This is a genomic window from Serratia sp. GW822-FHT06E05, from assembly GCF_058799445.1.
This window is the reverse complement of sequence record NZ_JBXALM010000002.1, coordinates 258,709-271,397: the sequence shown is the minus strand read 5'-3', so window position 1 is coordinate 271,397 and position 12,689 is coordinate 258,709. Positions and strand designations below refer to the sequence as shown.

The 12,689-nt window shown below is 56.9% G+C and carries 9 protein-coding genes; 7 read left to right on the top strand and 2 right to left on the bottom strand.

The features are described 5' to 3' along the window. Positions 1–41 precede the first annotated feature (41 nt). The 3 genes from tcyJ to tcyN are packed head-to-tail and all read left to right on the top strand — an operon-like array spanning position 42 to position 2,260. Positions 42–842, top strand: coding sequence for a cystine ABC transporter substrate-binding protein (gene tcyJ / locus AC1RKC_RS08845; protein WP_046373262.1), 801 nt, complete (start codon positions 42–44; stop codon positions 840–842). Next, positions 842–1,504: a cystine ABC transporter permease gene (tcyL, locus tag AC1RKC_RS08840; protein ID WP_020827487.1), complete on the top strand. Its 663-nt coding sequence runs from the start codon at positions 842–844 to the stop codon at positions 1,502–1,504. Before tcyJ ends, tcyL begins: the two co-directional genes overlap by 1 nt. Before the next feature lie 3 nt (positions 1,505–1,507). After that, entirely contained in the window at positions 1,508–2,260 is a 753-nt protein-coding gene (gene tcyN / locus AC1RKC_RS08835) for an L-cystine ABC transporter ATP-binding protein TcyN (RefSeq protein ID WP_020827486.1), read from the top strand. Positions 2,261–2,352: 92 nt separating this feature from the next. On the opposite strand, the gene AC1RKC_RS08830 is transcribed toward tcyN, so the two are convergent. Both AC1RKC_RS08830 and putA read right to left on the bottom strand, forming a co-directional pair. Then, the gene (locus tag AC1RKC_RS08830; protein WP_260628440.1) at positions 2,353–2,805 is read right to left on the bottom strand and encodes a transposase; all 453 of its coding nucleotides are present in this window, start codon (positions 2,803–2,805) and stop codon (positions 2,353–2,355) included. Positions 2,806–3,003: 198 nt separating this feature from the next. Then, a complete protein-coding gene (gene putA, locus AC1RKC_RS08825) occupies positions 3,004–6,975 on the bottom strand; it encodes a trifunctional transcriptional regulator/proline dehydrogenase/L-glutamate gamma-semialdehyde dehydrogenase (RefSeq protein ID WP_256813560.1) in 3,972 nt (1,323 codons plus the stop codon). A 556-nt stretch (positions 6,976–7,531) separates the two neighbouring features. Here putA and putP point away from each other — a divergent pair. The 4 genes from putP (at position 7,532) to efeB (ending at position 12,575) form a co-directional block, all read left to right on the top strand. Beyond that, positions 7,532–9,016 carry a sodium/proline symporter PutP gene (putP, locus tag AC1RKC_RS08820; RefSeq protein WP_046373267.1) on the top strand — a complete coding sequence of 495 codons (1,485 nt, stop codon included), beginning with the start codon at positions 7,532–7,534 and terminating at the stop codon, positions 9,014–9,016. Between the two features lie 248 nt (positions 9,017–9,264). Continuing rightward, entirely contained in the window at positions 9,265–10,110 is an 846-nt protein-coding gene (gene efeU, locus AC1RKC_RS08815; RefSeq protein WP_020827481.1) for an iron uptake transporter permease EfeU, read from the top strand. An 18-nt stretch (positions 10,111–10,128) separates the two neighbouring features. Then, a complete protein-coding gene (gene efeO / locus AC1RKC_RS08810; RefSeq protein WP_020827480.1) occupies positions 10,129–11,265 on the top strand; it encodes an iron uptake system protein EfeO in 1,137 nt (378 codons plus the stop codon). Between the two features lie 11 nt (positions 11,266–11,276). Next, complete coding sequence (efeB, locus tag AC1RKC_RS08805) at positions 11,277–12,575, top strand: iron uptake transporter deferrochelatase/peroxidase subunit (protein ID WP_488765096.1); 1,299 nt, start codon at positions 11,277–11,279, stop codon at positions 12,573–12,575. Positions 12,576–12,689: the final 114 nt, after the last annotated feature.

Genomic DNA, 12,689 nt, shown 5'->3' with positions numbered 1-12,689 from the left:
AGTGCTGATATCAAAAAAGATAAACAACAGATGGGGTGTTTATGATCTTTTCCAAAGTTCGTCGTCAATTGCTGCTGGGCGTGATGAGCGTTGCGCTGACCGCCGGTTTGAGCACGCAGACCTATGCCGCCGATAACCTGCTGGAGCAGGTGAAGCATCACGGGACCCTGGTTGTCGGGTTGGAAGGCACTTATCCGCCGTTCAGCTTCCAGGGGGAAGACGGAAAATTGACCGGCTTCGAGGTGGATTTCGCCAACGCCCTGGCGGAGCATCTTGGCGTTAAAGCCAAGCTGAACCCTACCAAGTGGGACGGCATGCTGGCTTCGCTGGACTCAAAACGCATCGACGTGGTGATCAATCAGGTGACCATTTCCGACGAGCGCAAAAAGAAATACGATTTCTCGACGCCATATACCGTCTCCGGTATTCAGGCCTTGGTGAAGAAGGGCAATGAAGGCACCATCACCAAGCCGGAAGATCTGAAGGGTAAAAAGGTCGGCGTGGGCCTGGGCACCAACTACGAGCAATGGTTGCGTGACAATGTGCAGGGTGTGGACGTGCGTACCTATGATGATGACCCGACCAAATACCAGGATCTGCGCGTAGGCCGTATCAACGCTATTCTGGTTGACCGTCTGGCGGCGTTGGATCTGGTGAAGAAAACCGGCGACACGCTGGCGGTAGCGGGCCCGGCGTTCTCTCGTCAGGAGTCTGGCGTGGCGGTGCGTAAGAACAACCCGGAACTGCTGGCTGCGATTAACCAGGCGATTGCCGAAATGCAAAAAGACGGCACGCTGGCGAAGATCTCCGAGAAATGGTTTGGCGCGGACGTAACTAAATAATGCACGAAAGTATCCAACTGGCGCTGGATTCAGCGCCATTTTTATTGCGGGGCGCGATCCTCACTCTCCAGCTCAGTCTGGGGGGCATGGCGCTCGGTTTACTGCTCGGTTTTCTGCTGGCGCTGATGCGCCTTTCGCCGTTATGGCCGCTGTCATGGCTGTCGCGCATTTATGTGTCACTGTTTCGCGGTACGCCGTTGATTGCCCAGCTGTTCATGATTTACTACGGCCTGCCGCAGTTCGGCATCGAGTTTGATCCCTTCCCGGCGGCGCTGATTGGCCTGTCGCTCAATACTGCCGCCTATACTTCGGAAACCCTGCGTGCCGCGATTTCGTCGATCGAAAAAGGGCAGTGGGAAGCGGCAGCCAGCATCGGCATGACCCGCTGGCAGACGCTGCGTCGGGTGATCCTGCCGCAGGCGGCGCGTACCGCATTGCCGCCGTTGGGCAACAGCTTTATCGGCCTGGTGAAGGACACCTCGCTGGCGGCGACCATTCAGGTGCCGGAACTGTTCCGTCAGGCGCAGTTGATTACCTCGCGTACCCTGGAAGTGTTCACCATGTATCTGGCGGCCTCGCTGATTTACTGGGTGATGGCGACCCTGCTTTCTGCGCTGCAAAATCGTCTGGAAGCCCACGTAAACCGCCAGGATCAGGAGTAACGCATGAGTGCCATTGAAGTGAAAAATCTGACCAAGCAGTTCAACGGTCAAACGGTGCTGCATGGGATTGATCTGGAAGTCGGTGCCGGTGAGGTAGTGGCGATTATCGGGCCAAGTGGCTCGGGGAAAACTACTTTATTGCGCAGCATCAACCTGCTGGAAGTGCCGGATTCCGGTACCATTCGCGTCGGCGATATACTGATCGACGGTTCCAAGCCACTGAGCAAACAGAAAAAACAGGTTCGTGCCTTACGCCAGCAGGTGGGGTTCGTGTTTCAGAACTTCAATCTGTTCCCGCACCGTTCGGTATTGGAAAATATTATTGAAGGTCCGGTCATCGTAAAAGGCGAGCCCAAGGCCAGCGCGGAACAACGCGCACGGGCCTTGTTGACCAAAGTGGGGCTGAGCGGCAAAGAGTCGGCCTATCCGCGCCGTCTTTCCGGCGGCCAGCAGCAGCGGGTGGCAATTGCCAGGGCGCTGGCGATGCAACCGGAAGTGATCCTGTTTGACGAACCGACCTCGGCGCTCGACCCGGAGCTGGTGGGCGAGGTGCTCAACACCATACGTTCGCTGGCGGAAGAAAAACGCACCATGGTGATCGTCACGCACGAGATGAGCTTTGCCCGCGACGTGGCCGACCGCGCCATTTTTATGGACCACGGTCGTATCGTGGAGCAAGGGCCGGCAAAAGAGCTGTTCGCTAATCCGCAGCACCAGCGTACCCAACAATTCCTCGACAAGTTTTTGAATCAGTAAGCATTAGAATTTGAACGGTGTTTGACCAAAAATTGTTGTCATACATTGGGCGAATTGTTAGTTGTAGGGGCCGAACACGTTCGGCCCGTAGACTAATAATCTTCTCCTCTGTCTGTTCCCCATTGGGCAGGGTTGTTTGCAATATATTCCTGAGTTAACGCCAATTCTCTTTCACTACGAATGACCCTTTCCCAATAGCTTCGTTGCCAGACAGGTTGGTGTAATTGCCGCGTTACAGCAGATTTGAAGCTGCGAATGACAGTTGCAAGGCTAGTTGCCTTTTCGTTGCGAAGGTGAAGTAGTGCATGCAGATGGTTAGGCATCAGGACAAAGCTGTCTAAATGCACGCCGTTAAAGTGTTGAGGGATTTGTAACCAGCACTCCTCCGCGACTTTCCCGTAGGTATTCATTTGCATGACTGAGTTATTTATCGTGCCGAAAAGACATTGCCGCTTATGAGTACAAATCGTCACAAAATAGATCCCCACGGAAGCGTAATTGTAATAGCGCAAACGAAAGGACTTTCTTGATGGGTAATGTGTCATTCTTCCTCCAGCATTTTGGATACCTAACCAGAATTTCTGTGGAGAAAACATATTGGGTGATCGGTTATGCGAAATGTTTTGCAGAAATTGTTGTTATGTTCAGGGCGCAGCATGCAGCGCCCCTACGAGTAGATAACTGTTTTTAATAAAAAAGGCGCAGCCATTATGCTGCGCCTCTAGGTTCATCAGTTCACGTCATTACCCTATGGTCATCAGGCTGGCATTACCGCCGGCGGCTGCGGTATTGACGCTCAGCGAGCGCTCGATCAGCAGGCGTTCCAACAAAATGTTGGTTTCGCCGTGGGCAAAGCCCTGCACTGAAACGATCGCGCCGCTGCGCTGGGCGATTTGCTCGCACAGGGTGCGCAGCTGATCGGCGTCGCCGTGGTAAATGGCGGCATCGAACTCCACCTTGTCCTGCTGCCAGTCTTTGCTGAAGCTGATGCTGGCCTGAACCGCCGCCGGCAGGCGGCGATACAGGGTGCGTTGCAGCTCGGCTTCCGGCCACAGCACGCTGCTGCCGACGGCCAGTACTGCGGCCAACTGCGTCAAGGCATCGGTCTCGTTATCGGCCAGGCAGAGTACGCGCTCACGCGGCAACAGGGCATAGGTATTGCGTTCGCCAGTTGGACCAGGCAGTGGACGTAGGGTACCGCCCTGGCCCAGTTCGGCGTAGCGTTGCGCCAACGTCACCAGATCGCGCTGGTTTTCGGCAATCGCCCATTGCTCTAGTGCCTGATGGGCTTTGAGCAACTGTGGCCGCGCGGTGGCTTCCAGCGGGCGTTCTTCGTCCTGGCGGTGCAGGGTGCGTTGCACCGCATCATCCGGACGGTTGGCCAGCAGGCGATACAGGTACAGCGGACCACCGGCTTTAGGACCTGTGCCGGACAGGCCTTCGCCACCAAATGGCTGCACGCCGACCACGGCGCCGACCATGTTGCGGTTAACGTACAGGTTGCCCACCTTGGCGCGTTCGGTTACGCGGGCGATGGTTTCATCAATACGGGTGTGAACGCCCAGCGTCAGACCATAACCGGCGGCGTTGATCTGATCGACCAGCGACTCCAGATTGGTGCGTTGGAAGCGGACCACGTGCAGCACCGGGCCGAAGATCTCTTTTTGCAGCTCGTCGAAGCTGTCCAGTTCGATCAGGGTTGGCTTGATAAAGGTGCCACGGGACCACTCTTTCTCATCCTGTACGTTGCCTTTCGCGGCCTGATAGACCTTACGGCCCTTGGCGCGCATCGCCTGAATATGACGTTCGATGCCGGTTTTGGCCTCGGCGTCGATCACCGGCCCGATATCGGTCGACAGGCGTTCCGGGTTGCCCATGCGGCATTCGGCCATCGCGCCGCGCAGCATTTGCAGCGTGTGTTCCGCCACGTCTTCCTGAATGCACAGGATACGCAGGGCGGAGCAGCGTTGGCCTGCGCTGTCGAATGCGGAGGCGACCACGTCAGTCACTACCTGTTCGGTCAGAGCGGAAGAGTCGACGATCATGGCGTTCAGACCACCGGTTTCGGCAATCAGCGGCGTTGGACGACCTTGCGGATCCAGACGGCCTGCGATGCTGCGTTGCAGGATACCGGCAACGTCGGTCGAGCCGGTAAACATCACGCCGCGAACCCGAGCGTCATTAACCAGAACCGAGCCGACGCTTTCGCCCTGACCCGGCAGCAGTTGCAGCACGCCTTGCGGAATGCCGGCTTCCAACAGAATGCGCACCGCCTGTGCGGCGATCAGCGGTGTTTGCTCTGCCGGTTTGGCCAGAACGCTGTTGCCTGCCGCCAGCGCAGCGGCAATCTGACCGGTGAAGATGGCCAGCGGGAAGTTCCACGGGCTGATACACACCACCGGGCCCAGCGGACGGTGGCTGTCATTGGCGAAATCATCGCGCACCTGACCGGCGTAGTAATGCAGGAAGTCGACCGCTTCGCGCACTTCGGCGATGGCGTTGTTAAAGGTTTTGCCCGCTTCGCGCACCAGAATGCCCAACAGGCTTTGCAGTTGGCCTTCCATCAGTTCGGCGGCGCGCTCAAGAATGGCGGCGCGCTCGGACGGCGGGGTGGCAAACCAGATTGGACCGGCGGCAGCGGCGGCGTCGAGCGCCCGGCTGACTTCACCTTCGGTGGCTTCACGCACGTAACCGACCACGTCGCCCGGTTCGGCAGGGTTAATGACCGGTTGCTCCACGCCCTGATCCAGCTCGGCGTCAATAATCGGCTCTGCGCGCCAGGGTTGAGTAGCGCTGGTCAGCAGTGCGCTGGACAGAGACGCCAGACGCTGTTCGTTCGACAGGTCCAGGCCGCTGGAGTTGATGCGCTTGGTGCCATAGAGTTCACGCGGCAACGGAATGCGTGGGTGCGGCAGTCCAAGTTGACCTTCGCTGGTGGCCAGGGCTTCAACCGCGGTGACCGGATCGGCAACCAGTTCGTCGAGCGGCAGGGTGGCATCGGCGATACGGTTAACGAACGAGGTGTTAGCGCCGTTTTCCAGCAGGCGACGCACCAGATACGCCAACAGCGTTTCATGGGTGCCGACCGGTGCATAGATGCGACATGGACGGTTCAGCTTACCGTCGGCCACTTTACCCACCACTTGTTCGTACAGCGGTTCGCCCATGCCGTGCAGGCACTGGAACTCATACTGGCCCGGGTAGTAGTTGTTGCCCGCCAGATGATAAATCGCGCTCAGGGTATGGGCGTTATGGGTCGCGAACTGCGGATAAATCAGGTTCGGCACCGCCAGCAGTTTGCGGGCGCAGGCCAGGTAGGAAACGTCGGTGTAGACCTTGCGGGTGTAAACCGGATAGCCTTCCAGCCCGTCCATTTGGGCGCGTTTGATTTCGCTGTCCCAGTAGGCGCCTTTCACCAGACGGATCATCAGGCGACGGCGGCTGCGTTGTGCCATGTCGATGACTGCATCGATGGCGAACGGGCAGCGTTTCTGATAGGCCTGGATCACAAAGCCGATACCGTTCCAACCGGCCAGCTGAGGTTCGAAGCACAGCTTCTCCAGCAGGTCGAGCGAGATTTCCAGGCGATCGGCTTCTTCAGCATCGATATTGATGCCGATGTCGTATTGGCGCGCCTGCAGGGTCAATGACAGCAGGCGAGGGTAAAGCTCTTCCATTACGCGTTCGTACTGCGCGCGGCTATAACGCGGGTGCAAAGCGGACAGCTTGATCGAAATGCCCGGGCCTTCATAGATGCCGCGGCCGTTCGACGCTTTGCCGATCGCATGGATTGCCTGCTGGTAAGACACCAGATAGGCCTGCGCGTCGGCTTCGGTCAGGGCAGCTTCACCCAGCATGTCGTAGGAATAACGGAACCCTTTGTCTTCCAGCTTGCGGGCGTTGGCCAGCGCTTCGGCGATGGTTTCGCCGGTCACGAACTGTTCGCCCATCAGGCGCATCGCCATATCCACGCCTTTACGGATCAGCGGTTCGCCGCTTTTGCCGATAATGCGGTTCAGCGAGCGTGACAGGTTGGCTTCGTTATGGGTCGACACCAGCTTGCCGGTGAACAACAGGCCCCAGGTGGCGGCGTTAACAAACAGCGATGGGCTACGGCCGAGGTGAGAATGCCAGTTGCCGTTGCTGATTTTATCGCGGATCAGCGCATCGCGGGTTGGCTTGTCTGGAATGCGCAGCAGGGCTTCGGCCAGGCACATCAGCGCCACGCCTTCCTGTGAAGACAAGGAGAACTCTTGCAGCAGCCCTTGCACCATACCGGCGCGGCCATTTGCACTCTTTTGGTTACGCAACTTCTCGGCGATGTCGTAAGCCATCTTGTGGGTGGCTTTGGCAAGATCTGCAGGTAATCGCGCCTGTTCGAGCAACATCGGCACCGCTTCAGTCTCAGGGCGGCGATAGGCCGCGGTGATGGCTGCGCGATTAACCGACTGCGGCAGAATTTGTTCTGCAAATTCAAGGAATGGCTGGTGGGACTCTTCCTGCACTTGCGGCATAATGTCGTCCGCTTCGGCCTGGCCGGCAGCGGCAAGTGCTGGAATTTCAGGGATATCGGAACCGTTCTCGAGACGTTCGAGATAATTAAAAATGGCCTGCTTGATCAGCCAGTGCGGCGTGCGATCGATACGCTGTGCGGCGCTTTTGATTCGCTCGCGAGTGGCCTCGTCGAGTTTCACGCCCATTGTGGTAGTGCCCATGCCAATCCAACTCCTGTGTTAAGAACCTATCCCATCAGGCTATACAAACTGCGGGCCAGATAGGCTGCTGGGATAGGTTCGTGCGTTGTGTGCTGTGATGAATGCAGACAATATCCTGCATGTTGCAACTTTGTGCAACCGTGTTAAATCAGGCGGATGAACGAAGTGTGAGTTCCATCGATTTTTTAACATCAATAATCGGCATGGTTCTTGCTCTGCCAGTGGGGTGGTATGTCGAGGGGCGGTCGTCTATACGCGTTAACCCTAGCAATATCAGGGGTAACGTTGAATTAGTATGAGGTGCAACTCTGTTTTTGAATGCGGGGTGTAACCTTGCAGGTGGTTAAATGTGACGCAGGGTAAACTTTGTGTAACTTTGTTGTTAAATGTCTTGTTGGATAATCAACAGGTCAACTAGGATAGCCGACGGTCAGACAATTGCGGGGGGAAACTATTTTCACTCGCGGGAGTGTCCGCTTTTCGCCACGTTCCGGCGAATTGGCAAGCAGTAACTATCGCAATACAGCGCGAAATAATAATGAGAGTGGAGAATTTCATGACAATGAGCACACCAATGCTGGTCACCTTCCTGGTGTATATCTTCGGGATGGTGTTAATCGGCCTACTTGCCTACCGGGCAACCAATAACTTTGACGACTACATTCTGGGCGGTCGTAGCCTGGGCAGCGTGGTGACCGCGCTCTCTGCCGGCGCATCGGATATGAGCGGCTGGTTGCTGATGGGCCTGCCGGGCGCCATCTTCCTGTCCGGCATCTCTGAAAGCTGGATTGCGATAGGCCTGACCATCGGCGCTTACCTTAACTGGAAGCTGGTGGCGGGGCGGCTGCGTGTTCATACCGAAGCCAACAATAACGCCCTGACGTTACCGGATTATTTCACCAGCCGTTTTGAAGACAACAGCAAGCTGCTGCGGGTGATCTCCGCCATTGTCATTCTGGTGTTCTTCACTATCTATTGTGCTTCCGGCATCGTCGCCGGTGCGCGTCTGTTCGAAAGCACCTTTGGCATGAGCTACGAAACGGCGCTGTGGGCCGGCGCTGCGGCCACTATCCTTTATACCTTCATCGGCGGATTCCTGGCGGTGAGCTGGACCGACACCGTCCAGGCCAGCCTGATGATTTTCGCGCTGATCCTGACGCCGGTGATTGTTATCTTTGCTGTCGGCGGCATCGATACTTCGATGCTGGTTATCGAAGCGAAAAACCCGGCCAATATCGACATGCTGAAAGGCCTGAACTTTGTGGCTATTCTCTCGCTGCTGGGCTGGGGACTGGGTTACTTCGGTCAGCCGCACATTCTGGCGCGCTTTATGGCGGCCGACTCTCACCGCACTATCCGCAGCGCACGTCGCATCAGCATGACTTGGATGATCCTGTGTCTGGCGGGCACCATTGCCGTCGGCTTCTTCGGTATTGCTTACTTCGCCAATAACCCGGACCAGGCGGGCAACGTGTCGCAAAACGGCGAGCGCGTGTTTATCGAGCTGGCGATGATTCTGTTCAACCCGTGGATCGCCGGCATTTTGCTGTCGGCAATTTTGGCGGCGGTAATGAGTACCCTGAGCTGCCAGCTGTTGGTGTGTTCAAGTGCGATTACCGAAGATCTGTACAAAGCCTTCCTGCGTAAGGGCGCCAGCCAGCGTGAGCTGGTATGGGTAGGGCGCATCATGGTGCTGGTGGTGGCGTTAGTGGCTATCGCGCTGGCGGCAAACCCGGAAAACCGCGTGCTGGGTCTGGTGAGCTACGCCTGGGCCGGCTTCGGCGCTGCCTTCGGTCCAGTGGTGCTGATCTCGGTCATGTGGTCACGCATGACGCGTAACGGCGCCCTGGCCGGCATGCTGGTTGGCGCAGTAACGGTGATCGTCTGGAAACACTTCGCCTGGCTGGATCTGTATGAAATCATCCCGGGCTTCCTGTTCGGCTGTATCGCCATCGTGGTGGTGAGCCTGATGGGGCGTTCTCCTTCCGCCACCATTACCGAGCGTTTCGATCAGGCGGAAGCCGAATTCAAAACCGTTTAATCTCTCGCAACGCGAGTCAAAAAGGCGCTTAAGGCGCCTTTTTTATTTCATCCTCCCAGGTTTTTCGTCTTCTTCCGGAAACAACTGGCGACATTTGATTAGAAAAAATCACCCTTGGCGCTCTTGTATTTCTTTCAGCCAGAATGATAATCACTATCGTTGTGTTTTACTTTTCTTTACATTGGCGCTGCCGTCATTTCTGACGTGCGGGCGCTTCGCAGCAGATGCCTTTTTAGGGGTTATTACTTATGTTTGTTCCCTTCCTTATCATGTTCCGTGAGGGGCTGGAGGCGGCGTTGATCGTCAGCCTGATTGCCAGCTACCTGAAACGCACGCAGCGGGGTCAATGGTTAGGCGTGGTATGGATAGGGGTGATTGTTGCCGCCGCTCTGTGCCTGGCGCTCGGCATCTTCATCAATGAAACCACCGGCGAATTCCCGCAAAAGCAGCAAGAACTGTTCGAGGGCATTGTCGCGGTGGTAGCGGTATTGATCCTGACCTATATGGTGTTCTGGATGCGTAAGGTCTCCAAATCGGTCAAGGTGCATCTGGAAGGCGCCATCGACAATGCGCTCAACTCCGGCAAAGGTCAGGGCTGGGCGCTGGTAGCGATGGTATTTTTTGCCGTGGCGCGCGAAGGGCTGGAGTCGGTGTTCTTCCTGCTGGCGGCTTTCCAGCAAGACGTGGGGATTGAAGCCCCGATAGGTGCGGTGCTTGGTCTGGTGGCCGCCATTGTACTGGGCATGATGATTTACTGGGGCGGCGTGAAGCTGCACCTGGCCAAATTCTTCAAATGGACCAGCCTGTTTATCCTGTTCGTTGCCGCCGGCCTGGCCGCCGGGGCGATCCGCGCCTTCCACGAAGCCGGGTTGTGGAACCACTTCCAGGACATCGCGTTTGATCTGAGTAACCATCTGTCGACCCACTCCCTGTTTGGCACCCTGCTCGAAGGCATCTTCGGCTACCAGGAAACGCCAACGGTAAGCGAAGTGGCGGTCTACTTCTTGTATTTGATCCCAGCACTGATTTTCTTTTTCCTGCCGCAGCGTGTGGAACCGGTCGCGGTTTCGACGCAACGTAAAATCAATCATTAATTTAATAGGGAATCTTGTATGTCTACTCCGTTATTCCGCCGCAAGGCTTTGCACGCAGCATTACTGGCTCTCCCGGCGTTCGCGCTGAGCATTGATGCTCTGGCGGCGGACGTGCCGCAGGTAAAGATTACCGTTAACGACAAACAGTGTGAGCCGATGCAACTGACGGTGCCGGCCGGTAAAACCCAGTTTGTGGTGCACAACACCAGCCAGAAAAACGTGGAGTGGGAAATCCTGAAAGGGGTGATGGTGGTGGAAGAGCGTGAAAACATCGCGCCGGGCTTCACCCAGAAGATGACCGCCAATCTGGAAGCGGGCGAATACGACATGACCTGTGGGCTGCTCAGCAATCCGAAAGGCAAGCTGACCGTGACCGCGGCGGCCGGTGCTGCCACCGACGGCAAACCGAACGCCATGGATTTGGTTGGGCCGATTGCTGAATACAAAGTCTACGTCACCAAAGAAGTGGAAGGGCTGGTCAAACAGACCAAGCTGTTCACCGATGCCGTGAAGGCCGGCAACGTGGCAGAAGCGCGTAAACTCTATGCGCCGACCCGTCAGCATTACGAGCGAATTGAGCCGATCGCCGAGCTGTTCTCCGATTTGGACGGCAGTATCGACGCCCGCGAAGATGACTACGAGAAAAAAGCGGAAGATCCGAAGTTCACCGGTTTCCACCGCCTGGAGAAAGCGCTGTTTGCCGACAACACCACCAAAGACATGAACCAATACGCCGATCAGCTGTACAAGGACACCCTTGAGCTGCAAAAACGCGTGACCGACCTGACCTTCCCGCCAAGTAAGGTAGTGGGCGGCGCTGCGGGCCTGATCGAAGAAGTGGCGGCGAGCAAAATCAGCGGTGAAGAAGACCGTTACAGCCGCACCGACCTGTGGGACTTCCAGGCCAACGTAGACGGCGCGCAAAAAATCGTTAACCTGCTGCGCCCGCTGTTGGTCAAGGCCAACAAGCCGTTGCTGGACAAGATCGACGCAAACTTTAAAACCGTCGATACCATTCTGGCGAAATACAAAACCAAAGATGGCTATGAGTCTTACGAGAAGCTGACCGATGCCGATCGCAACGCCATGAAAGGGCCAATCACCACTCTGGCGGAAGATTTGTCACAGCTGCGTGGCGTTCTGGGTCTGGACTGAGGCAAAGCATCATGAGTAACAAGATCGGCCCGGAAAACGGGCCGCATCCACAAACGCAGGGCGCGGTGTCACCGTCGCGCCGTCGTTTATTGCAGGGATTGGGGCTGGGCGTACTGGCGCTGGGCGGCAGTCGTCTGACCCAGGCGGCAGATAAAACGGCGGAACCGCTGGCGGTCGCCAAGGATGAACGCTGGCAGAAGCAACCGTTCTACGGCGCGCACCAGGCCGGGATCCTCACGCCGCAGCAAGCGGCGATGATGCTGGTGGCCTTTGACGTGCTGGCCAGCAACAAACAGGATCTGGAGCGGCTGTTTCGGCTGTTGACCAACCGCATTGCGTTTTTGACCACCGGCGGCAAAGCGCCGGAAGTGGATCCCAAGCTGCCACCGCTTGATTCGGGCATCATGGGGCCGGAGATCTACCCGGATAACCTGACCATCACCGTGTCGGTTGGAACCTCGCTGTTTGACGAGCGTTTTGGTCTGCAGGCCCACAAGCCGCTGCGGCTGCAAAAAATGACGCGTTTTCCCAACGACTCGCTGGACGCCAGCCTGTGCCACGGCGATTTGGTGTTGCAGATTTGCGCCAATACCAATGAAACCGTGATCCACGCGCTGCGTGACATTATCAAGCATTCGCCGGATCTGCTCAGCGTGCGCTGGAAGCGAGAAGGGTTTATTTCCGCCCACGCCGCACGTAGCAAGGGCAAAGAAACGCCAATCAACCTGCTGGGCTTTAAAGACGGCACCGCCAACCCGAAAACCGACGATAAACCGCTGATGGATCAGGTGGTGTGGGTGGCCGATAATGCCGGGGAACCGGCATGGGCGGTGGGCGGCAGCTATCAGGCCGCGCGTATTATCCGTTTCCACGTGGAGTTCTGGGATCGCACTCCGTTGCAGGAGCAGCAAACCATCTTCGGCCGCGAAAAGCACAGCGGTGCGCCGCTGGGCATGAAGCATGAACACGACGAGCCGGACTATGAGAAGGATCCCGAAGGGAAGATGATCCCGATGGATGCGCATATCCGCCTGGCAAACCCGCGCACCCCGCAAACTCAGAGTAATTTGTTGCTGCGCCGGGGTTACAGCTATTCGATCGGCGTGTCCAACTCCGGCCAGTTGGAAATGGGGCTGCTGTTCGTCTGCTACCAGGCCGATTTGGAGAAAGGTTTCCTGACGGTGCAAAAACGTCTGAACGGCGAGGCGCTGGAAGAGTACGTCAAACCTATCGGCGGTGGTTATTTCTTTGCGCTGCCAGGGGTCAAAGACAGCAACGACTATCTGGGCAGCGGCTTGCTGAAAGCCTGAGCCTCACTTCACCAGGCGGGGTTTCCCCGCCTTATTTTTGAATCAACAGCCGTTAATTAAAATCAACCCTGGGCTTGCGAAATCGAGAGCTCCGTCTTTAATTAGGCTAACTAT